We start from the raw sequence: 21,248 nt of genomic DNA, 5'->3' as shown, positions 1-21,248 counted from the left end.
AGGTTACACAATGGAAGCAAAAGCACATGCTAAGTTTATCCGGATTGCTCCTCGTAAAGTTCAACTCGTTGTTGACTTGATTCGCGGCAAGCAAGTAGGTGAGGCGGTTGCCATTCTCCGTCACACTCCGAAATCCGCTTCTCCTATCGTTGAGAAGTTGCTTAACTCCGCTATTGCGAATGCGGAACATAACTATTCTTTAGATGTTAATAACTTGGTTATCTCGCAAGCTTACGTGAACCAAGGACCGACAATGAAACGTTTCCGCCCTCGTGCAATGGGACGTGCAAGTCGTATTAACAAACGTACTAGCCACATCACTTTGGTGGTATCTGAGAAGTAGAAGGAGGGGAAATGTGTGGGCCAAAAGGTAAATCCAGTCGGACTCCGTGTCGGAATTATCCGTGACTGGGAATCTAAGTGGTATGCAGGCAAAGACTTCGGTGATCTTTTGATGGAAGACGTGAAAATTCGTGAATTCCTGAAAAATAAATTGAAAGACTCCGCTTTATCTCGTGTAGAAATTGAGAGAGCGGCTAACCGCGTAAACGTAACGATTCACACTGCTAAACCAGGTATGGTTATTGGTAAGGGTGGTTCGGAAGTTGAAAATCTTCGTAACCAAATTACGAAAATTGCTGGCGGTAAAAAAGTACACATCAACATTTCTGAAATTAAGAACCAAGACCTGGACGCTGTTCTTGTAGCTGAAAGCATTGCACAACAATTGGAACGTCGCGTTTCTTTCCGTCGTGCTCTGAAACAAGCAATTCAAAGAACTATGCGCTCTGGTGCTAAAGGTATCAAAACTCAAGTAGGCGGACGTCTTGGCGGTGCTGAGATCGCACGTTCTGAAGGCTACAGCGAAGGAACTGTTCCACTGCACACACTGCGTGCTGACATTGACTATGGTACAGCAGAGGCTCATACTACTTACGGACGTATCGGCGTAAAAGTATGGATCTATCGTGGAGAGGTTCTTCCTACGGCTAAGAAACAAGCTGCTAAGGAAGGAGGCAACTAATCATGTTGGTACCAAAACGTGTAAAACACCGTAAGCAACAACGTGGACATATGAAGGGCCAAGCTAAAGGCGGAACGACTCTGAACTTTGGCGAATACGGTCTGCAAGCTACGGAACCGGCTTGGATTACGAACCGTCAGATCGAAGCGGCTCGTATTGCGATGACTCGTTACATCAAACGTGGTGGTAAAGTTTGGATCAAAATCTTCCCAGACAAACCAATCACTCAAAAGCCTCTCGAGGTTCGGATGGGTAGCGGTAAAGGTAACGTAGAAAAATGGGTTGCAGTAGTGAAACCAGGTAAGATCATGTTTGAACTTGCTGGTGTACCGGAGGAGATTGCACGCGAAGCAATGCGTCTTGCCGCTCACAAACTGCCAATCAAAACGAAGTTCGTGAAACGTGAAGAATTGGGTGGTGAAGCAAATGAAAGCTAGTGAATTTCGCAACCTAACCTCTGCTGAAATCGAGCAAAAGATTGCCGGATTTAAAGAAGAACTCTTTAACCTCCGCTTTCAATTAGCTACCGGTCAGCTGGATAACCCGACTCGCATTCGTGATGTGCGGAAAGAAATAGCTCGTGCTAAAACCATTATCCGTGAGAGAGAATTGGGAATCGGTTAATTAGGGATAGGATGTACAATCCGTCCGTAATCAGGAAGGAGGCCAACAATGAGCGAAGAACGTAACGCACGTAAAGTGCAAACTGGTAAAGTGGTCAGCGATAAAATGGACAAAACAATTGTTGTTGCTGTAGAAACTTACAAAAAACACAACTTGTACCATAAACGCATTAAGGTTACTAAAAAATTCAAAGCACATGACGAAGAAAACACTGCGAAAATCGGTGACACGGTGAAAATCATGGAGACTCGTCCGCTTTCGAAAGATAAACGCTGGAGACTTACTGAAATCGTAGAAAAAGCGGTTATCATCTAATGCTCAGCAGCACTGCTGAAAGGAGGAATACTAAATGATTCAACCATTTACACGTTTGACTGTGGCTGACAACTCCGGTGCGAAGGAACTGATGTGTATCCGCGTACTCGGCGGTACGGGACGTCGTACAGCTCAAATCGGTGATCTGATCGTTTGTTCTGTAAAACAAGCAACACCAGGCGGCGTTGTCAAAAAAGGTGATGTAGTTAGAGCGGTTGTCGTTCGTACGAAACGTTCTGTACGTCGTAAAGACGGTTCCTACATCGGTTTTGATGAAAATGCAGCGGTAGTTGTAAAAGACGACAGAAGCCCACGTGGAACACGTATTTTCGGACCAGTTGCTCGCGAACTTCGCGATAAAGACTTCATGAAAATCGTTTCCTTGGCTCCAGAAGTTATCTAAAGCTTAATCTCGTGATGTTAGAAACAGGAGGTGTACGAAATGCCAAGAGTGAAAAAAGTTCTGGAATCCCATAACAACAAACTTCACGTTAAAAAGGAAGATACGGTTATGGTGATCAGCGGTAAAGACAAAGGTAAAAAAGGCCGTGTCATCGCTGCTTATCCTCGTGAGAACCGCGTCCTTGTGGAAGGTGTTAACATGGTGAAAAAACACCAGAAGCCTAACCAGCAAAATCCGCAAGGCGGCATTATCGAGAAGGAAGCTCCGATTCACGTTTCCAACGTAATGCACATCGATCCGAAGAGCGGAAAAGTAACCCGTGTAGGTTACAAAGTTTTGGATAACGGAAAGAAAGTGCGCGTTGCTAAACGTTCCGGAGAAATTATCGACTAATTGAACCGAATGAGAAAGGAGGGCTATGATTCATGGCATCAAGAATGAAAGAACGTTACCTGCAAGAAATCGCTCCTGCTTTGATGCAGAAGTTTAACTATACAACGGTAATGCAAGTGCCGAAAATCGAGAAAATCGTTATCAACATGGGTGTGGGCGACGCTGTCCAAAACTCCAAAGTGTTGGATTCCGCAGTAAGCGATTTGCAACTGATCGCAGGTCAAAAACCTGTAATCACTCGTGCTAAAAAATCTATCGCAGGATTCAAACTGCGTGAGAATATGCCTATCGGTGTTAAAGTAACATTGCGCGGCGAGCGTATGTACTTCTTCCTCGATAAACTGTTCAACGTAACGCTTCCTCGTGTCCGCGACTTCCGTGGTGTATCGAGCAAAGCTTTCGACGGACGTGGTAACTACACACTGGGTCTGAAAGAGCAATTGATCTTCCCAGAGATCGAGTATGATAAAGTTGATAAAGTCCGCGGTATGGATATTGTCATCGTAACAACGGCGAAAACAGACGAAGAGTCCCGCGAATTGCTCACGCAAATGGGAATGCCTTTCGTTAAGTAATGTTGGCATAACGTTTCCGGGTGTCTGGAAAGACTCCCTTTTCTCCGAAATTATTTAGGAGGTGTCAGGCTAAGTGGCAAAAACTTCGATGAAAGTTAAACAACAACGTACACCAAAGTTCAAAGTACGTGCATATACACGCTGTGAGCGTTGCGGACGTCCACATTCGGTCCTGCAAAAGTTCAAAATTTGCAGAATTTGCTTCCGTGAATTAGCTTATAAAGGCCAGATTCCTGGCGTGAAAAAAGCAAGCTGGTAAAAAGTCCTGAACGGGAAGGAGGTTAACTCACAATGACTATGTCTGATCCAATTGCAGATATGCTTACTCGTATTCGTAACGCGAACACTGTTCGTCACGAAACGGTAGAAATGCCTGCTTCGACAATGAAAAAACAAATCGCCGATATCCTGAAGCGTGAAGGTTTCATCCGTGACGCTGAAGTTATCGATGATAACAAACAAGGGATTATCCGTGTTTTCCTGAAATACGGTCAAAATAACGAGCGCGTTATCACTGGTCTGAAAAGAATCAGTAAACCTGGTCTTCGTGTTTACACGAAAAGCAACGAAGTACCTCGTGTACTTGGTGGCCTGGGAATCGCGATCATCTCGACATCTAAAGGTATCATGACGGACAAAGAAGCTCGTCAATCGAAATCCGGCGGAGAAGTCGTTTGCTACGTTTGGTAATATAACGTCACAAGATAGGAGGTGCAACATATGTCTCGTATTGGTCGCAAACCAATCACAGTACCAAGTGGTGTAGACATCACCCTGGACAACACCGTTATTACGGTAAAAGGACCAAAAGGAACTTTGACTCGTGAGCTTCATAAAGACATGAAGGTTACAGTTGAAAATAACGAAATCACAGTTGTGCGTCCTTCCGATAACAAAACTCACCGTTCTTTGCACGGCACAACGCGTAGCGTTGTAAACAATATGGTGAGCGGCGTTACTGAAGGATTCGCAAAATCTCTGGAATTGGTTGGGGTCGGATATCGTGCAAGCAAATCCGGAGATAAAATCGTTCTGAACGTTGGCTACTCTCACCCGGTTGAAATTACACCGGAAGCGGGAATCGAATTCGAAGTACCTTCGAATACGAAAATCATCGTTCGCGGAATCGATAAAGAGCGTGTAGGTGCATACGCTGCTAAAATCCGTTCCGTTCGTGAACCTGAGCCGTACAAAGGTAAAGGTATCAAATATGAAGGCGAGCGTATCATCCGTAAGGAAGGTAAAGCCGGTAAGAAGAAATAAGATTTCTCTTACCGCCTTTGCGCGGCTTTCGGCTTGCTTGCTTCGTGTGTTTCTAATATACCCCGTGGCTTCTGCTTTGAAGCCAGCGAGGTAACCTGAAAGGAGTGAATCTTTGAGATGATTACGAAACCAGATAAAAATAAGGCTCGTCTGAAAAGACACCTTCGTGTTCGTAAGAAAATCCAAGGAACGGCAGCACGTCCTCGTTTGAACGTATTCCGTTCTGGTAAACATATGTATGCTCAAATCATCGATGATGTTGCTGGTGTAACAATCGCTTCCGCGTCTACCGTAGACAAAGAATTGAGCACTGACATCAAAAATGGTGCATCTGTTGAATCAGCTCGTAAAGTTGGCGAACTCGTTGCTAAACGTGCGAAAGACAAAGGTGTTTCCAACATCGTATTTGACCGTAGCGGTTATCTGTACCATGGTCGTATCGCAGCTTTGGCTGAAGCGGCTCGTGAAGCAGGACTTGAGTTTTAAGATATTTTTCAAAAGGAGGTTAACGACTTGCGTGTAGATCCGAATACTTTGGAACTGACTGAAAGAGTTGTAAATATTAATCGCGTAGCTAAAGTAGTAAAAGGCGGACGCCGTTTCAGCTTTAGCGCACTGGTTGTAGTCGGCGACGGCAACGGCTGGGTTGGAGCTGGTATCGGTAAAGCGGGCGAAGTACCTGATGCAATTCGCAAAGGTATTGAAGACGCTAAGAAAAACCTTGTACACGTTCCACTCGTAGGAACATCGATTCCTCACTTGGTAACAGGTAAGTTCGGCGCAGGACGCGTGCTGTTGAAACCAGCATCTGAAGGTACTGGTGTTATCGCTGGTGGTCCTGTACGTGCGGTTCTCGAACTTGCTGGTGTAGGTGACATTTTGACAAAATCTCTGGGTTCTTCGAATTCCATGAACATGGTCAATGCGACTTTGGAAGGTTTGTCCCGTTTGAAGCGTGCTGAAGACGTGGCTAAACTGCGCGGAAAATCCGTCGAAGAGCTTCTGGGTTAAGGAGGGAATTCTCATGGCTAAATTAGAAATTACCCTCGTCCGCAGCTTGATCGGACGTCCGGAGACGCAAAGAACAACTGTGAAAACATTGGGTTTGCGCAAAATCAATAGCAAAGTGGTACAAAACGATAATCCTGCCATCCGTGGTATGATTAACAAAGTAAGCCACTTGGTTGCTGTTAAAGAAGTAGAAGCTTAAAAACGGGATAATCCCACAAATCTTTAAGGAGGTGCAACGAACGATGAAGTTACATGAGCTTTCACCATCTCCTGGATCCCGCAAAGAACGTAAACGTCTTGGTCGCGGTCCAAGTAGTGGTACAGGTAAAACATCAGGTCGCGGTCACAAAGGACAAAATTCCCGTTCTGGCGGTGGAGTTCGTCCAGGCTTCGAAGGTGGACAAAATCCATTGTATCGTCGCTTGCCAAAACGTGGTTTTGTAAACCCAACTCGCAAAGAATATGCAGTTGTGAATACTGAAGACCTGAACAGTTTTGCTGCGGGTACTGAAGTAACTCCAGAATTCTTGATGACGAATGGCGTAGTTAAAAACGCTAAATCCGGAATCAAAATCCTGGGTAACGGTGATGTCACTGTGAAGCTGACTGTTAAAGCTAACAAGTTTTCTCAATCTGCTATTGAGAAAATTGAAGCTGCCGGCGGTACAACTGAGGTGATTTAATGTTCAAGACCCTAAAGAATATCTGGCGGGTTGAAGATCTGCGCAAAAGGGTATTATTTACCCTTTTTGTACTGATCATTTACCGCATCGGCTCCTTTGTTCCCGTACCGGGAGTTAACAAAGATGTGTTCGAAGCGACAAATTCTGCGGGTAAAGAAGTTTTTGGACTTCTAAATACGTTCTCGGGTGGAGCGCTCTTCCAGTTCTCGATATTTGCGCTCGGGATCGTGCCTTACATCACTGCGTCTATCATAGTACAGTTGCTTTCCATGGACGTTATTCCTAAATTAGCGGAGTGGGCAAAGCAAGGTGAACAAGGTAAGAAGAAATCTGCACAGTTGACCCGTTACTTAACCATCGGGCTGGCATTGATTCAAGCGTTTGGTACGTCGATCGGATTCAACCGCTTGTACAATACAGAGATGGTGCCTAACGCTACATTTGCAGATTATATCTTGATCGCGATTGTACTTACGGCCGGTACTTCATTCCTGATGTGGCTTGGTGAGCAAATCACCGAGAAGGGCATAGGAAACGGGATTTCGATCTTGATCTTTGCGGGTATCCTATCAACGGTGCCTAATATTATCAAACAAACCATCGAATCCGACTTCATTCAACCTGACCAACTGTTTATGAATATTCTTAAAGGTGTAATCATCGCAATTGTTATTGTGCTGATCATCATAGGGGTCATTTACATTCAGCAGGCGATTCGGAAAATTCCGGTACAGTACGCTAAACGTGTCGTAGGTAACAAAATGTACGGTGGACAGAATACACATATCCCGCTGAAAATTAATGCAGCAGGTGTTATCCCTGTCATCTTCGCATCATCGCTGTTGATGTTCCCAACGATCATCGCCAACTTCTGGGCAGATCGCCTATGGGCACAGTGGATCGGACAGAACTTGACTACACACAAACCTCTCGGTATGTTGCTGTATGTCGTGATGATCTTCGGTTTCACATTCTTCTATACTTTCGTACAGATGAATCCACAGCAGATGGCTGATAATATGAAAAAGAACGGCGGTTACATCCCAGGCATTCGCCCGGGTAAAGCAACCGAGAAATATCTGACCCGTGTCATGACTCGTTTGACAATGGCCGGAGCCATCTTCTTGGCAGTCATTTCCGTTCTGCCTGTATTCTTAGGGGCACTTTCTGGTTTGCCTCAATCTGCGCAAATTGGAGGAACATCCCTCCTGATCGTTATCGGTGTTGCGCTGGATACGATGAAGCAAATCGAAAGCCAATTGATCAAACGCCACTACAAAGGTTTTATCAATAAATAGGCAATAGGTACCGGTCGAGTGAAGATTTACTTGCCGGCACCTATTGTGCTGTTTGTTGATGTAGGGTAGTCTTGGAGGGAGTGACATAACGTGAACATCCTATTCATGGGCCCTCCGGGGGCAGGAAAAGGAACGCAAGCAGACGTCATCGTGAAAGAGTTCGGTATTCCCCATATTTCAACAGGCGATGCATTTCGTCTCGCGATCAAACAGGGAACTCCCATTGGCATGAAAGCCAAGGAATATATGGATCAAGGATTGCTTGTACCAGATGATGTAACCATTGGCATCGTTGAAGAACGTTTGCAGCAGCCTGACTGCAGAGAAGGTTTCCTCTTGGACGGATTTCCAAGAACCCTTTCGCAAGCAGAAGCGCTCGATGGCATTCTGGATCGATTGAACTCAGGTCTCGATCATGTAATCAACCTGAAAGTGGATCGCAACAAATTGCTCGCCCGTTTGACGGGTCGTCGAATTTGTAAGAACTGTGGTTCCACATATCATGTGGTATTCAATCCGCCTAAGCAGGAAGGTATTTGTGATAAATGCGCCGGTGAGTTGTATCAACGCTCTGATGATAATGAAGAGAGTGTAGGTACCCGACTGGACGAGTATATCAACAAAACAGCACCACTCCTCACGTTCTATGAGACTAAAGGTCTTCTTCGTCAAATGAACGGAGAACAGGATATCGATCAAGTTTCTCAAGAAATCGTGTCCTTACTGAGAGGTTAATTGATGATCATTGGTAAGTCCGAAACGGAACTGGGCTTGATGAGGGAAGCAGGGAGAATTGTTGCGGAAACGCATCGTCTCTTGGCAGAGCATATCGCTCCCGGTATTACGACTGGAGAACTTGACCATATGGCCGATCAATACATCCGCAGTCAAGGAGCTGTGCCGTCTTTCAAAGGTTATAACGGTTTCCCTGCCAGTGTGTGCGCTTCAGTAAATGAAGAGTTGGTACATGGATTTCCCGGCAAACGCAAGTTGAACGAGGGCGATATCGTTACGTTTGACATTGGCGCGCAGTACCAGGGGTATCATGGAGATTCCGCCTGGACTTATCCGGTCGGCCGTATTTCCGAAGAAGCCCGTCGTCTTCTGGACGTTACCGAGGCTTCGTTATACGCAGGTCTGGCGCTGGTAAAACCGGACGTTCGCTTGTTTACAATATCTCATGCGATTCAGAAATATATTGAAGATGAAGGGTTCTCCGTAGTGCGTGAATATGTCGGTCACGGCATAGGTGCGGATCTGCACGAAGAACCACAGATTCCGAACTATGGTCTTCCCGATCGGGGACCACGGCTTAAAGCGGGCATGGTGCTGGCCATAGAGCCGATGGTTAACGTAGGTAGACGGTATGTGAAAACGTTGGAAGATAACTGGACTGTCGTCACAGTTGATGGAACGTTATGTGCCCACTTTGAACACACCGTAGCAGTTACACCAGATGGTATGGAAATTTTCACGAAACTGAATGCGTAGGTGATAAGGCATGAACAATCAGTCTAATCCGCAGCTCGGTCAACTTGTGAAGATCCGTAAAGGCCGCAATGCGGACCAAGCCGCAGTAATTGTTGCTATAGCGGACAGTAGGTTCGTATATATTGCGGATGGAGACAAACGTAAGTTTGATCAACCCAAGAAGAAGAATCTTCTTCATCTTGAACTCCAACCCATGATTAGCAGCGAGGTTGTGAACAGTTTAAACGAGTGTGGTCGGGTGACAAATGGAAAGCTCCGCTATGCGGTTCATTCATTTCTGGAATCCACCAACATTCAAGCTGAAGAGAAAGGAGACTGACTAATGGCCAAGGAAGATGTCATTGAAGTGGAAGGTACGGTTCTCGAACCGCTACCGAATGCAACATTCAAGGTTGAGCTTGAGAACGGTCATCAAATTCTCGCTCACGTTTCCGGAAAACTGCGGATGCACTTTATCCGTATCCTGACTGGAGACAAAGTAGTTGTTCAGTTGTCGCCTTATGATTTAACAAAAGGTCGTATAACTTACCGTAAATAGTAGTAGACAGTTGCAATGAACTGTGAAGCTTATGAAGCGGGTTTTGCCCGGCAAAACTTGCGAAAGCTTCGAAGCCGGTTTTACAATAGTAGAACAAGGTCAATGCTTACGAAGAGGGTTTTGCTAAGCAAAACTTTGAGGAGGTAATTCACATGAAGGTAAGACCTTCGGTCAAGCCGATTTGCGAAAAATGCAAAGTCATTCGCCGCAAAGGGAATGTTATGGTTATCTGTGAAAATCCGAAACACAAACAAAAACAAGGTTAAAGAAGGGGGTGTAGCGTAAAATGGCACGTATAGCTGGTGTGGATTTGCCACGTGATAAGCGCGTTGAGATCGCCTTGACTTATATTTTCGGAATCGGTAAAACGACTTCCCAGAAAATTCTGAGCACAACAGGCATCAATCCGGACACTCGTGTTCGTGATTTGACGGAAGATGAAGTCAGCAAATTGCGTGAAAGTATCGATAAAGAGGTCAAAGTAGAAGGTGACCTGCGTCGAGAAATCTCTTTGAATATTAAACGTTTGACGGAGATCGGTTGTTACCGTGGAGTTCGTCATCGTCGTGGTCTGCCTGTTCGTGGACAACGTACGAAAACGAATGCTCGTACTCGTAAAGGTCCTCGTCGTACAGTAGCGAACAAGAAGAAATAATAAGGGGGGATAAGAGAAAATGGCTAAACCGAAAAAAGTCGTACGTACTAAACGTCGTGACCGTAAGAATATTGAATCTGGCGTGGCGCATATCCGTTCCACTTTCAATAACACTATCGTTACTATTACGGATCCTCACGGAAATGCAATTTCGTGGGCAAGCTCAGGCGGCCTCGGATTCAGAGGTTCCCGTAAATCGACTCCGTTTGCTGCACAAATGGCTGCTGAGACTGCTGCCAAAGCTGCAATGGAACATGGGATGAAAGCCGTTGAGGTTATGGTTAAAGGACCAGGCGCAGGCCGTGAAGCAGCGATCCGCTCTTTGCAAGCTGCTGGTCTTGAAGTTAACCTGATCAAAGACGTAACTCCAGTCCCGCATAACGGATGCCGTCCTCCAAAACGTCGTCGTGTCTAATGAGATTTGCCCCTGCGTGTGGTATATTTCCGGCACAATCTGCTAATAATGGTTGTTTAGGCATACTACTACATGTTTTCGCAAGAGAAGGTAAATGTTTCATAGAGGACCGACGTTTTGAAGGAGGGGTATTGCAGTGATTGAAATCGAAAAGCCGAAAATTGAGACGGTAGACGTCAACGATGATGGCACCTATGGGAAATTCGTAGTAGAACCGCTTGAGCGCGGATACGGTACGACGCTTGGAAACTCGCTTCGCCGAATCTTGCTCTCGTCACTGCCGGGTGCGGCAGTGTCTTCGGTTCAAATCGATGGCGTTCTGCATGAATTTGCTACAGTTCCTGGCGTAATGGAAGATGTTACGGAGGTTATTCTTAACCTGAAAGCTTTGTCGCTTAAGATTCATTCGGATGAGGAGAAAGTGCTCGAGATTGATGCTGAAGGCGAAGGAGCAATTACGGCTGGAGATATCCGTGCTGACTCCGATGTGGAAATCCTTAACCCGGATTTGCACATTGCTACGCTCGGACCAGGTTCGAGACTTCACATGCGTATTTTTGCCAATCGCGGTCGCGGCTACGTCCAGGCAGATCGGAATAAACGCGATGACCAGCCGATCGGCGTCATCCCAGTCGATTCCATCTTCACCCCGATCAGTCGCGTTAACTACGCTGTGGAAAATACGCGTGTCGGTCAAGTGACCAACTATGACAAGCTCACGTTGGAAGTTTGGACTGATGGAAGTATTCGTCCTGAAGAGGCTGTAAGCCTTGGCGCTAAAATTTTGACTGAGCATTTGATGCTCTTCGTGGGTCTTACAGACGAAGCGAAAGATGCAGAGATCATGGTCGAAAAAGAAGAAGACAAAAAAGAAAAAGTACTCGAAATGACGATCGAAGAGCTGGATCTCTCTGTTCGTTCCTACAACTGCCTCAAACGTGCCGGTATTAATACTGTGCAAGAGCTGACTACGAAAACGGAAGAAGACATGATGAAAGTCCGTAACCTCGGACGCAAGTCTTTGGAAGAAGTTCAAGAGAAGCTTGAGGAACTTGGTTTGGGACTCCGTACAGAAGAATAGACAGCCGAGTGCTTGAAGTGAAGGAGGGAAAACAATGGCATACCAAAAGTTGGGCCGTAATTCCAGCGCACGTAAAGCTTTGTTCCGTGACCTGGTAACCGACCTGTTCTTATACGAACGCATTCAGACAACTGAAGCGAAAGCAAAAGAGGTTCGCTCTATTGCTGAAAAACTGATCACTAAAGCGAAAAAGGGAGATCTTCATGCCCGTCGCCAAGTGGCAGCTTATGTTCGCCGCGAAACTATCGATGGTGAGCAAGATGCAATCCAAAAACTGTTTAGCGAATTGTCCGGTCGTTACGCTGAGCGTCCAGGTGGATACACTCGTATCCTGAAACTGGGACCTCGTCGTGGTGACGCTGCGCCAATGGTTTACTTGGAACTGGTAGACCGCGCGTAAAACAGATGAGATGAGGAAAGGGGACAGAATCAACGATTCTGGATTAACCCTTTTTTTCTCTTCATTTCGGAATTCGTGCTGTAATAGAAGCTCCGTAAGGGGCTTCTTTTGCTGTTCGGGATAGGGATATGTATAGTATGGAACAAAGGTGTGGTAATAATGCGGAACTTATGTATGACGTTAACTTATGATGGCACTGCCTACTACGGCTTCCAAATACAGCCGGGAGGGAATACCATTCAGGACCATCTTGAAGATGCGATTCGTGCTTTGACTGGTGAAACTGTTAAGATTACAGGTTCAGGCCGAACAGATGCAGGCGTTCACGCTCGCAGACAGATCTTCAATTTTCCTACGGAGTCCCAGATCCCGATTGAACGTTGGTGTATTGCACTCAACTCCAGACTACCATCCGATATTGTCGTTATTGATGCGATTGAAGTTTCGGCTGATTTTCATTCTCGCTATGCAGCGAAAAAGAAAACGTATCGTTATACAGTCAATGCGAATCAATTTCCGGATGTATTCAACAGAAGATTGCAGTATCATCATCATGCGAAGCTGGACGTTAGGGCAATGCAGGAGGGCTTGCGTCATTTCATAGGGACGTATGACTTTACCTCTTTTGCTTCACGCAAGTCCCAGAAAGAGAATCATGTACGTTCGGTATACGAAGCATGGATGGAAGTGGACCGATCAATGTGCAGAGACCATCCGCGCGATCAGGGTGTCATTCACATTTATGTGAGTGGTAACGGCTTTTTGCAGCATATGGTTCGTATCATTGTAGGGACACTGCTGGAGATCGGAGAGGGCAAACGGGAAGCCTCTGATGTACCGAATATGATTGCTGCATGTAATCGATCTGCTGCAGGACCTACTGCAGTTAGCTGCGGTTTAATGCTCTGGGATCTTGAATACAAAAAAGATTAAATTTGGTGAGTGAAAAGCTTAATTAACACTTGCGATTTAATCGCCTATCATGTAATATAAAAGTTGTGTTTTCTTAATGGCTTTCCCACAGCCCCAATTAAGAGGTTCACATCGAATTTACAATCCATCAACACCTAAAGTTATAACTTAACGAACGAAGATAAATGAAAATGATGATTTTGAACATTTTAAGGAGGAACTTTTCATGCGTACTACGTACATGGCTAAGCCTAACGAAGTTGAGCGCCAATGGCACATCATTGATGCTGAAGGCAAAACCCTCGGACGTTTGGCGAGCGAAGCAGCTGCTTTGATTCGCGGCAAACACAAGCCACAATTCACTCCACATGTGGACACTGGCGATTTCGTTGTTATCATCAATGCTGAGAAAATCGTATTGACTGGTAAGAAAATGCAAGGTAAAAAATACTACCGTCACTCAATGCACCCAGGTGGTTTGAAAGTAACTACAGCTGAAGAGATGGTTAAAAACAAACCTGAGCGTATGTTGGAATTGGCTGTTCGCGGTATGCTTCCAAAAACTCGCATGGGCGAGAAAATGAAGTTGAGACTTAAAGCGTACAGAGGCACTGAGCATCCACATGCAGCACAAAAACCAGAAGTTTACGAACTTCGCGGTTAATTAAAAGGAGGACAGTTTCATGGCACAAGTACAATACTATGGGACAGGTCGTCGTAAACATTCGGTAGCACGTGTTCGCCTTGTACCGGGTGAAGGACGCATTGTCATCAATAAACGTGATATTAATGAATACTTCGGTTTGGAAACACTCAAACTGATCGTAAAACAACCACTGAACTTGACAGAAACGCTTAACAACTATGACGTTCTTGTTATTGCTCATGGTGGCGGAATCTCCGGTCAAGCCGGCGCAATCCGTCATGGTATCTCCCGCGCTCTGTTGAAAGCAGATCCGGAATACCGTGCATCCCTGAAAAAAGCAGGATTCCTGACTCGTGACCCACGTATGAAAGAGCGTAAAAAATACGGTCTTAAAGCGGCTCGTCGCGCACCTCAGTTCTCCAAACGTTAATATTAAAAGCCTTTGGCCTCGGTCAAAGGCTTTTTTATATGTTCATGACTACTCACCTTATACTGCATCAGTTGCTGTAATATAGCTCTCATATCTCTCCACATGTTTGTACATTGTACCTTCATTGCTGTTGTCGAGTCCTCTTAATGTTCCTCCATACAACCTTTTAGTATGTGCGTTAATACATCTTAAAGAACCTCTCTAAATCCGTTTTACATCATTCGATTTACTCTTATCGATCTTTCACCTCTACTTTCTATAGCAGTTCCTTACATGGTCATCTGTTGGGCTCACACTGAATTCACTGAATGCATTCGGTATGCTGTTTTGCACTTCATTCTCTGATCTAAGGCTCATCAGTATTTCTTATGGAAACGATAAAAGTCCCTTACATATCAATTACTATATGTTGCAATCCTACTCAGCTTCAAACTTGTTCTTTTCTTTCTTCATTCTCAATCAACTGGCGCTTTTAATTCTGCTCATGTAGACATGAACTGTGCAAACCGAACAGCAGCAAAGGTTTCCAAGGATATGTAATCTACTTTGATCTGCCCGGTGACTTGAAGCAATTGGATTGTTTTTATCTGACTAACAGAGAAATGCGTAAACTGTAACAAAATATTGTGTGAAAGAGACGTTTAAGTGAGGGTGAAAACTGATTTATTTTACCATATGGCAGGCATTGACATCCCCAATGAAAGATTTATACTAAACATAATTCATATTAGATTAGTCGGCTTTAGAATGTATTGAAATGCAGAATGGGGGAAATTCACAGATGAACTTGTTGGAGAAAGAAGAATTGGCACGGACTAAGGCAGAGGAACTGGAACATGCGAGTCCAGAGGATATTATTCGGTATGCGATTGAGACATTTCCAAATATCACTTTTGCATGTAGTTTTGGTGCAGAAGATGTCGTACTTGTAGATATGCTGCAAAAGATCAGCCCATCCACAGATATTTTTTATCTGGATACGGATTTTCACTTTAAGGAAACATACGAAACACGTGATAAGATGCAGGAGAACTATAATCTTGATTTTGTACGTGTCTCACCTAAGATTACGCCTGAAGAGCAGGCAGCTCAACATGGTGAAGAGATGTGGAAGTCTGACCCCAATGGATGTTGCAATATCCGCAAAGTCGAGCCACTGACACGTATTCTTTCACAGTACGATGCTTGGATTACAGGTATCCGTAGAGATCAGGCGCCAACCCGTGCAAATTCAAAAAAGATTGAATATGACTCAAAATTCGGCTTGATGAAGTTTAATCCAATTGCGCATTGGACGACAGAAGATGTATGGCAATATATTCGTGACAATAACGTTGTATATAACCCACTTCATGATCAGAATTACCCGAGTATTGGTTGTGAGCATTGCACACGTCAAGTTATGCCTGGCGAGGACCCACGTGCTGGACGCTGGTCTGGTAATGATAAAACGGAATGTGGCCTTCATAAGTAATAGATAAACAAGGAGCTGCAAGATGACATCGATTCTGCCTCAAGGAGGGACGCTAGTTCAGTGTGTTGTTCTTCGAGCATCGTTTCTTCTGTACCAAATGTGGAAATATGGCATCCAGCAAAACTTGTCCACATGATAAGGAACACCACATGACGCTTTCCGGCACCAAAGTGCGCGGGTTGCTACGTGACGGCCAATGCCCTCCACCTGAGTTTACACGTCCTGAGGTAGCTGAGGTGCTGATTGAAGGAATGGCAGAGCAAGTCCGGTCCTAACGGTATATTTGTCCATCTTGTCCCATATAGATGATTAGAGTCATTTATAGGGACGAGGTGGTTTTTTATGCGTAAAAATATGGGGAAGCACTTTGTAGTCTGGATCAGGTTAAAGACAATCAAGAGAGTCATGTTAAGCCTCGGTTTGCTAGCCATGTTAGTGGCGGTAATGTCCTATGAGCTGCCTTCAGCGAAGACGTCAGGTTACTGGAGTTTACCGATGGCGGGTAAGGTCATTGCTATTGATGCAGGACACGGAGGTCCAGATGGAGGAGCGGTGAGTAAACAGGGGGTTATTGAAAAGGATATCAACCTGGCTATCGCCTTGTATGTAAGAGATTATTTGCAACAAGCAGGGGCTTTAGTTGTGATGACACGAGAAATAGACACCGATCTGGCAGAATCGGACACCAGGGGGTACTCCAAACGCAAGACGGAAGATCTGAAACAAAGAGTACGGAGGATAGAGGATAAGCAAGCGGATCTATTTATCAGCATTCACATGAACAGTGTCCCATCAAACCGATGGAGTGGAGCACAGGTTTTCTATACACCTAACCATCCGGATAACGAAGGACTGGCCAATCTGCTTCAACAAGAGATGGTTCGTAATCTGGAGAATACTGATCGAATCGCCAAAACGGTGAATACAGTTTACCTGTTACAGGCTCTGAAAATCCCGTCAGCGCTGGTAGAAGTGGGTTTTCTTTCTCATCCAGAAGAGGCACGTATGCTTGCGGACGAAGCTTATCAACGTAAAGTAGCTGCTTCGATCTATAATGGAGTTCTCAGATATTCCTCAGGAGAACGACCTAAAAGTTAGTCATAACAAGAAGGGTAATGATATAATTGGAACAGCATACCTAATTACATGCCAATAGATAAAGCTGAGGTGCTGTCTGATGTTATCAAAAGAACAGATACTTGAACTATTACAGCCATTACAAGAACCGCAATTGGGAGTAAGTCTGACCGAACTGGAATGGGTTCGTGATATTATGGTGAAAGAAAATCATGTGGCTTTGACCATGGTGACACTGGAGAATCGGCCTGAGGATACAACAGCCTTGAGCGATGCAGCACGTAATCTGTTGTCCCAGCACGGAATGAAGGATGTACATATTCGCGTGCGTGCAGCTTCTGAGCATGATCGTGAGAGCCTGAATTTGGGACAACCTGATGATGAGCCGGATCCGGACGAAGTGCTTGTGAAAGGTCACGCAGCGGGTCTGGATGGACATGAGCTGTTAAGTCCTGAATCGGGCGTTCGTTTTATTGCAGTGGCCAGTGGTAAAGGTGGCGTTGGTAAATCAACGGTGACCGTTAATCTGGCTGCAGCCTTGGCACGACAAGGTAAGAAAGTGGGATTAATTGATGCCGACATCTACGGCTTCAGTGTACCCGACATGATGGGGATTGAGGAATATCCGGTAGTCGAAGATGGCGTTATTCAACCGGTTGAGCGCTTCGGCGTCAAAGTCATGTCGATGGGCTTCTTTATTCGGGAGAACAACCCGGTAATCTGGCGTGGACCCATGCTCGGTCGGATGCTACGTCAATTCTTTACGGATGTCCAGTGGGGGGAGTTGGATTATATGTTACTCGACTTGCCACCAGGTACGGGAGATGTCGCTTTGGATGTGCATCAGATGTTGCCACAGAGCAAGGAAATCATCGTTACCACGCCGCATGCAACAGCAGCTTTTGTCGCAGCACGTGCAGGTGCGATGGCCATTCAGACCGATCATGAGTTACTTGGTGTGGTTGAGAATATGGCTTACTACGAGTGTGGCAGTTGCGGGGAGAAGGATTATGTCTTCGGTCGTGGAGGCGGGGGAAGGCTTGCGGAGAGTCTGCATACGAGCTTGCTTGCCCAGATTCCATTAGGCACTCCGGATAATCATCCTTCCGAGCCGGATTTCTCACCTTCTGTGTACAAAGCAGATTCCCGTATCGGATCCATCTACGATGAAGTTGCCCGATCCATTGAATCGAAATTCTAACGGCATGAGTGTAAAAATACAACTAAAGCCTGCGTCCATTTGGATGCAGGCTTTTCAGATGCTATGGTGTATCAACACCTACTGTTTATGAACCTCCGCCTTCGCCAGAATCGCCACTGCTTCCACCATCTCCGCCATCACTACCACCTTGACCCTGGCCCTCTTGTTGTCCACCTTGCTCTTGCCCCTGTTGTCCGCCACTTTCTACTTTGGGTTGCAATTCGTCCTGTACAACCTTCTTGAGTAAAGTGAGTACTTCCATACGGAACAACGGATTTTGCATGACTTCCTGCATAACAGTCATCGTCTGTTTGCGATAATCCGGAGTCTTCGTCATATCCATGAACATCTTGGATACCTCGGGTGACTTCATGATGTCTCCAACAGACTTTTGATATGTGGGATCTTTAATCAACTGCATGTGAAGCTGTTTACTTTGAGCGTTGATCACTTTGGCAAATTCACTGGCAAACTGTGGATCTGTCATGATCTTTTCAAATTCCTTCTGGTATTCGGGAGCTGTAATGGTATCTTTTACTGCAATACGTATTTGTTCAGAAGATTGCACAGGCATTAACATTTTCATACCAATGGTTCCCGAACCACCACCCGATCCGCCGCCACCTTCTTCTGAACCGCCGCCTTCACCGCTGGATGAGCTTTGACCTGTAAGAGCTTCCTCCACCGCTTTCTTGCCTTCATCACTTTTCAAAATATCGACAACCATCGTTTTCATCTCTTTATAACTGCCCTGAGGAGGCGAAGAACTCTGATCTGAACCGCAGCCGGCAAGCATGACGGATAGCCCCAGTACGACACAGCATAGCTGCCACAAAGGCCGTTTCATGTGTACAATCCCTCCTTGATTAGATACTGGATGTAGTATGTGATGGGAAAGGGGGAAATATGTTGAGCAATGATGGTTTTTTGCTGTGAAGGTTGGTAAAATAAACACTCGGGGGTGGAAAACATTTGAATTTACGTAAATGGTTTTTCCTGTTTTGGACAGCCTTGCTTATTGGGGCCGCGGGAGCACTAGGCACAGGATTGATTATGATGCTGGTGAACGGAGAGAAAACAAATGGATTGAATGATTTTCTTCTGTATCTTCTGATCCTCTTTGGATCAGGGGTAATGATCAGCGTGTATTCACAAATGGGCTTCTTTGCATATCTGATATTGAATTATATGGGTAAAGGTGTTTTTCCAAAGCGCGGTTGGCAGATCGTGCAGATTGTACTAACGGTGTTAGCCCTGCTTGACGTGATGTTTTTGCGCCTGTTTGTTGGGGGAGACCGGGAACGCATATCGGATATCGTGCTAGGTATCATTATTTTGGCAGCAGCAATTGTTACCGCTTACGTTAAAGTAAAACTGACTCATATCTCTGCGCTCGTACCAACGCTCTTTTTCATGATTGCCGTCACCATAGTGGAGACAATCGGCGTATTACGTATTGATGTGAACGCTGCAACCATATTTATTGTGGTTCCTTTGCTCTTATGTAATGCATACCAAATGCTGATATTGCACAGGCTGGTGGATGTATCTACGAACCAGAGTGTAAGTGGAAAGGCAGAACACTTGAAAGAAAGCCGCGCATAGAATTCGTTTTGCATAAAAAACATACCAAAAAGAGCTAACCTGGTTAGCTCTTTTCAACGTTTAACCTCGTGTTTGAGCTGTCGCTCCAGCAAACAAGCACTTACTGACTACTGGCTTGGTCACGAACTTCTTTACCCTCGACACTGGAATGATTCAGCAATTCCGAGACGGTAACGAATTCATAGCCCTGATTTTTTAACTTGTCGATAATGACAGGGAGTGCTTCATGCGTTTGTTTGGAGGAATCGCTTGCATGCAGCAGTACGATGTCACCCGGATGTGCTTTACTAACCACGCGATCAACAATAGTCTGTACACCAGGGTTTTTCCAATCCAGGGAATCAGTATCCCACTGTACAACCTGATAGTTCAGACTATTAGCTACTTGAAGCACACGCTTGTCAAAGTCCCCGTTGGGCAGACGCAGTAATTTCGGTTCTTTTCCCGTTAAATCGGTTAAAATGCTATGAGCTGTCGAAATCTCTTTGCGAATTTCTTCCTCGGTCAGGCTGCTGTAATTCTCATGTCTATGTCCATGGCTGCCAATTTCATATCCTGCATCTTTGATAGCTGTGACAATCTCGGGGTGTGTCTTGCTCCAGGGGGAGGAAAGGAAAAAGGTTGCCTTCTGCACTTTATTCTCCTGAAGAACTTTCAGAATCGGCTCTGTCCGTTTATCACCCCAGCTAATGTCAAAGGTTAGTGCAATAACTTCCTTCTCGGTTGGAACGCTGTACACTGCGGATGGTGCTTCCTCCGAGAATACGGAGACATTACCTCTCTCCAGATAGATAATACCGATCGCAAAGACGGCAGCAACCAGGACAATCAGGTAACGTTTAATCTTTTTGCCGCTAAATACATAGAACGAGTTCATTTCAATAAGCGCCCCTCTCCCATAAGAAATGCTTGTTTACTCTCCAATGTATGCTCGTACTGCCCAGTTATTCGTCACTGAACCTTGTTTGTCCATCATTTTAGATTCTACAGGAGGTTATTATGTTAAAATTCAGTACATTTCTTAGAGATCTCGGTTCCATCCGCAGCGCTTTAATCTGGTCGGTAGTTTTGTTTGCCGCAGGAATAGGGGCGGGATGGGTGAGTACAGGTCCACTGGAGGAGCTGCTATTGAACCAAATCGGAGGATTACGCGAGGTCAGTGAACGGCTGGAGCAGGGAGGCAATGTGCAATGGAACTTCTTCCTGTTTATCTTTTTCAATAATGCTATCAAAAGTGTACTTGTCATCTATGCGGGTATATTCTTCGGGATTCTGCCTGTCATCTTCCTGCTGATCAATGGGATGGTGCTTGGATTTGTGGTGCACACCACGATGAATTATGGAGCAAGCTTCTATGATATTGTGGTTAAAGGATTACTTCCGCATGGCATAATTGAGATTCCGGTCATTATTATTGCTTGCGCATTCGGACTGAAGTTTGGCGGACTGGTTATTAAAAGCCTTGTACACCTTGGAAGTGACAAACGAAACACGATTGGAACGCGGTGGAAAGCATTTATGAATAGGACCTTAACGGCATCTTTCTGGGTTGTCATCTTGCTTCTTGTAGCAGCGATCATTGAAAGCACACTTACGTATGCTCTGGTGAGAGGATAAAATTTTGTGATGGTTGGCATTCATAAATTTTCAGAAAGTTGACCATAACAATAAAACGGGTTCCAGCAGCACCCATAAAAGCGAATGCACGGGGGCTGCATGAAACTTGTGTAAGTG

The 21,248-nt window shown here is 45.3% G+C and carries 35 protein-coding genes and 1 pseudogene; 34 read left to right on the top strand and 2 right to left on the bottom strand.

Features of this window, described 5'->3' with window-relative positions; genetic code table 11:
- Positions 1-10 precede the first annotated feature (10 nt).
- The 32 genes and pseudogenes from rplV (at position 11) to NYE45_RS26190 (ending at position 17,909) form a co-directional block, all read left to right on the top strand.
- A complete protein-coding gene (rplV, locus tag NYE45_RS26345; RefSeq protein WP_024633583.1) occupies positions 11-343 on the top strand; it encodes a 50S ribosomal protein L22 in 333 nt (110 codons plus the stop codon).
- Between the two features lie 15 nt (positions 344-358).
- Complete coding sequence (gene rpsC, locus NYE45_RS26340) at positions 359-1,024, top strand: 30S ribosomal protein S3 (protein ID WP_076334122.1); 666 nt, start codon at positions 359-361, stop codon at positions 1,022-1,024.
- A gap of 2 nt (positions 1,025-1,026) precedes the next feature.
- Complete coding sequence (rplP, locus tag NYE45_RS26335; RefSeq protein WP_017692082.1) at positions 1,027-1,461, top strand: 50S ribosomal protein L16; 435 nt, start codon at positions 1,027-1,029, stop codon at positions 1,459-1,461.
- Positions 1,451-1,648 carry a 50S ribosomal protein L29 gene (gene rpmC, locus NYE45_RS26330; protein ID WP_017692083.1) on the top strand — a complete coding sequence of 66 codons (198 nt, stop codon included), beginning with the start codon at positions 1,451-1,453 and terminating at the stop codon, positions 1,646-1,648. Before rplP ends, rpmC begins: the two co-directional genes overlap by 11 nt.
- Before the next feature lie 48 nt (positions 1,649-1,696).
- On the top strand, positions 1,697-1,963 hold the full coding sequence (rpsQ, locus tag NYE45_RS26325; RefSeq protein WP_017692084.1) for a 30S ribosomal protein S17: 267 nt from the start codon (positions 1,697-1,699) through the stop codon (positions 1,961-1,963).
- A 34-nt stretch (positions 1,964-1,997) separates the two neighbouring features.
- Positions 1,998-2,366, top strand: a complete 369-nt coding sequence (gene rplN / locus NYE45_RS26320) for a 50S ribosomal protein L14 (RefSeq protein ID WP_017692085.1) — start codon at positions 1,998-2,000, stop codon at positions 2,364-2,366.
- Positions 2,367-2,405: 39 nt separating this feature from the next.
- Positions 2,406-2,759, top strand: coding sequence for a 50S ribosomal protein L24 (gene rplX, locus NYE45_RS26315; protein WP_017692086.1), 354 nt, complete (start codon positions 2,406-2,408; stop codon positions 2,757-2,759).
- A gap of 32 nt (positions 2,760-2,791) precedes the next feature.
- Complete coding sequence (rplE, locus tag NYE45_RS26310) at positions 2,792-3,334, top strand: 50S ribosomal protein L5 (protein WP_062836185.1); 543 nt, start codon at positions 2,792-2,794, stop codon at positions 3,332-3,334.
- Positions 3,335-3,407: 73 nt separating this feature from the next.
- On the top strand, positions 3,408-3,593 hold the full coding sequence (locus tag NYE45_RS26305) for a type Z 30S ribosomal protein S14 (protein WP_013312154.1): 186 nt from the start codon (positions 3,408-3,410) through the stop codon (positions 3,591-3,593).
- A gap of 32 nt (positions 3,594-3,625) precedes the next feature.
- Positions 3,626-4,024, top strand: a complete 399-nt coding sequence (rpsH, locus tag NYE45_RS26300) for a 30S ribosomal protein S8 (protein ID WP_017692088.1) — start codon at positions 3,626-3,628, stop codon at positions 4,022-4,024.
- 30 nt (positions 4,025-4,054) lie between these two features.
- The gene (rplF, locus tag NYE45_RS26295) at positions 4,055-4,597 is read left to right on the top strand and encodes a 50S ribosomal protein L6 (RefSeq protein WP_017692089.1); all 543 of its coding nucleotides are present in this window, start codon (positions 4,055-4,057) and stop codon (positions 4,595-4,597) included.
- Positions 4,598-4,714: 117 nt separating this feature from the next.
- Positions 4,715-5,083 carry a 50S ribosomal protein L18 gene (gene rplR / locus NYE45_RS26290; protein ID WP_017692090.1) on the top strand — a complete coding sequence of 123 codons (369 nt, stop codon included), beginning with the start codon at positions 4,715-4,717 and terminating at the stop codon, positions 5,081-5,083.
- Between the two features lie 27 nt (positions 5,084-5,110).
- Positions 5,111-5,608 (top strand): 30S ribosomal protein S5, encoded by a 498-nt coding sequence (gene rpsE, locus NYE45_RS26285; protein WP_017692091.1) that lies wholly within the window; start codon positions 5,111-5,113, stop codon positions 5,606-5,608.
- A 13-nt stretch (positions 5,609-5,621) separates the two neighbouring features.
- Positions 5,622-5,807 carry a 50S ribosomal protein L30 gene (gene rpmD / locus NYE45_RS26280; RefSeq protein ID WP_017692092.1) on the top strand — a complete coding sequence of 62 codons (186 nt, stop codon included), beginning with the start codon at positions 5,622-5,624 and terminating at the stop codon, positions 5,805-5,807.
- Between the two features lie 43 nt (positions 5,808-5,850).
- Positions 5,851-6,291 carry a 50S ribosomal protein L15 gene (rplO, locus tag NYE45_RS26275; protein ID WP_017692093.1) on the top strand — a complete coding sequence of 147 codons (441 nt, stop codon included), beginning with the start codon at positions 5,851-5,853 and terminating at the stop codon, positions 6,289-6,291.
- Positions 6,291-7,589 (top strand): preprotein translocase subunit SecY, encoded by a 1,299-nt coding sequence (secY, locus tag NYE45_RS26270; RefSeq protein WP_047841120.1) that lies wholly within the window; start codon positions 6,291-6,293, stop codon positions 7,587-7,589. The genes rplO and secY overlap by 1 nt, the downstream gene beginning before the upstream one ends.
- 90 nt (positions 7,590-7,679) lie before the next feature.
- The gene (locus tag NYE45_RS26265; RefSeq protein WP_036607188.1) at positions 7,680-8,324 is read left to right on the top strand and encodes an adenylate kinase; all 645 of its coding nucleotides are present in this window, start codon (positions 7,680-7,682) and stop codon (positions 8,322-8,324) included.
- Between the two features lie 3 nt (positions 8,325-8,327).
- Positions 8,328-9,080 carry a type I methionyl aminopeptidase gene (gene map / locus NYE45_RS26260; protein WP_062836189.1) on the top strand — a complete coding sequence of 251 codons (753 nt, stop codon included), beginning with the start codon at positions 8,328-8,330 and terminating at the stop codon, positions 9,078-9,080.
- Positions 9,081-9,090: 10 nt separating this feature from the next.
- The gene (locus tag NYE45_RS26255; protein ID WP_062836190.1) at positions 9,091-9,399 is read left to right on the top strand and encodes a KOW domain-containing RNA-binding protein; all 309 of its coding nucleotides are present in this window, start codon (positions 9,091-9,093) and stop codon (positions 9,397-9,399) included.
- A gap of 3 nt (positions 9,400-9,402) precedes the next feature.
- A complete protein-coding gene (gene infA, locus NYE45_RS26250) occupies positions 9,403-9,618 on the top strand; it encodes a translation initiation factor IF-1 (protein ID WP_017692098.1) in 216 nt (71 codons plus the stop codon).
- 152 nt (positions 9,619-9,770) lie between these two features.
- Complete coding sequence (rpmJ, locus tag NYE45_RS26245; protein WP_003333770.1) at positions 9,771-9,884, top strand: 50S ribosomal protein L36; 114 nt, start codon at positions 9,771-9,773, stop codon at positions 9,882-9,884.
- 20 nt (positions 9,885-9,904) lie between these two features.
- On the top strand, positions 9,905-10,273 hold the full coding sequence (gene rpsM / locus NYE45_RS26240; RefSeq protein WP_062329455.1) for a 30S ribosomal protein S13: 369 nt from the start codon (positions 9,905-9,907) through the stop codon (positions 10,271-10,273).
- Positions 10,274-10,292: 19 nt separating this feature from the next.
- Positions 10,293-10,688, top strand: a complete 396-nt coding sequence (gene rpsK / locus NYE45_RS26235) for a 30S ribosomal protein S11 (protein WP_017692100.1) — start codon at positions 10,293-10,295, stop codon at positions 10,686-10,688.
- 136 nt (positions 10,689-10,824) lie between these two features.
- Positions 10,825-11,769 carry a DNA-directed RNA polymerase subunit alpha gene (locus NYE45_RS26230; RefSeq protein WP_017692101.1) on the top strand — a complete coding sequence of 315 codons (945 nt, stop codon included), beginning with the start codon at positions 10,825-10,827 and terminating at the stop codon, positions 11,767-11,769.
- Positions 11,770-11,803: 34 nt separating this feature from the next.
- Positions 11,804-12,169, top strand: a complete 366-nt coding sequence (gene rplQ / locus NYE45_RS26225; RefSeq protein WP_017692102.1) for a 50S ribosomal protein L17 — start codon at positions 11,804-11,806, stop codon at positions 12,167-12,169.
- A 159-nt stretch (positions 12,170-12,328) separates the two neighbouring features.
- Positions 12,329-13,102 (top strand): tRNA pseudouridine(38-40) synthase TruA, encoded by a 774-nt coding sequence (truA, locus tag NYE45_RS26220; protein ID WP_340014570.1) that lies wholly within the window; start codon positions 12,329-12,331, stop codon positions 13,100-13,102.
- A 205-nt stretch (positions 13,103-13,307) separates the two neighbouring features.
- Positions 13,308-13,745 (top strand): 50S ribosomal protein L13, encoded by a 438-nt coding sequence (rplM, locus tag NYE45_RS26215; RefSeq protein ID WP_024633564.1) that lies wholly within the window; start codon positions 13,308-13,310, stop codon positions 13,743-13,745.
- A 19-nt stretch (positions 13,746-13,764) separates the two neighbouring features.
- The gene (gene rpsI / locus NYE45_RS26210) at positions 13,765-14,157 is read left to right on the top strand and encodes a 30S ribosomal protein S9 (protein ID WP_017692105.1); all 393 of its coding nucleotides are present in this window, start codon (positions 13,765-13,767) and stop codon (positions 14,155-14,157) included.
- A 781-nt stretch (positions 14,158-14,938) separates the two neighbouring features.
- The gene (locus NYE45_RS26205) at positions 14,939-15,631 is read left to right on the top strand and encodes a phosphoadenylyl-sulfate reductase (RefSeq protein ID WP_062836192.1); all 693 of its coding nucleotides are present in this window, start codon (positions 14,939-14,941) and stop codon (positions 15,629-15,631) included.
- A 65-nt stretch (positions 15,632-15,696) separates the two neighbouring features.
- Positions 15,697-15,906, top strand: a pseudogene (gene sat, locus NYE45_RS26200) (sulfate adenylyltransferase); the annotation flags it as partial.
- 67 nt (positions 15,907-15,973) lie between these two features.
- Entirely contained in the window at positions 15,974-16,729 is a 756-nt protein-coding gene (gene cwlD / locus NYE45_RS26195; RefSeq protein WP_169483052.1) for an N-acetylmuramoyl-L-alanine amidase CwlD, read from the top strand.
- Positions 16,730-16,808: 79 nt separating this feature from the next.
- Entirely contained in the window at positions 16,809-17,909 is a 1,101-nt protein-coding gene (locus NYE45_RS26190; protein WP_340014569.1) for an Mrp/NBP35 family ATP-binding protein, read from the top strand.
- An 85-nt stretch (positions 17,910-17,994) separates the two neighbouring features.
- On the opposite strand, the gene gerD is transcribed toward NYE45_RS26190, so the two are convergent.
- Entirely contained in the window at positions 17,995-18,756 is a 762-nt protein-coding gene (gene gerD / locus NYE45_RS26185) for a spore germination lipoprotein GerD (protein ID WP_340014568.1), read from the bottom strand.
- A gap of 125 nt (positions 18,757-18,881) precedes the next feature.
- Here gerD and NYE45_RS26180 point away from each other — a divergent pair, with 125 nt between their 5' ends.
- The gene (locus NYE45_RS26180) at positions 18,882-19,514 is read left to right on the top strand and encodes a KinB-signaling pathway activation protein (protein WP_062836196.1); all 633 of its coding nucleotides are present in this window, start codon (positions 18,882-18,884) and stop codon (positions 19,512-19,514) included.
- Positions 19,515-19,614: 100 nt separating this feature from the next.
- Here the strand turns inward: NYE45_RS26180 and pdaB are convergent, their stop codons facing one another.
- Entirely contained in the window at positions 19,615-20,391 is a 777-nt protein-coding gene (gene pdaB, locus NYE45_RS26175; RefSeq protein WP_340014567.1) for a polysaccharide deacetylase family sporulation protein PdaB, read from the bottom strand.
- Positions 20,392-20,513: 122 nt separating this feature from the next.
- Here pdaB and NYE45_RS26170 point away from each other — a divergent pair, with 122 nt between their 5' ends.
- Complete coding sequence (locus tag NYE45_RS26170; protein WP_340014566.1) at positions 20,514-21,131, top strand: stage II sporulation protein M; 618 nt, start codon at positions 20,514-20,516, stop codon at positions 21,129-21,131.
- Positions 21,132-21,248 lie beyond the last annotated feature (117 nt).

The organism is Paenibacillus sp. FSL K6-1318 (genome assembly GCF_037976905.1).
Taxonomy (GTDB): Bacteria; Bacillota; Bacilli; order Paenibacillales; family Paenibacillaceae; genus Paenibacillus; species Paenibacillus amylolyticus_A.
This window is presented reverse-complemented; position numbering and strand designations above follow the sequence as displayed.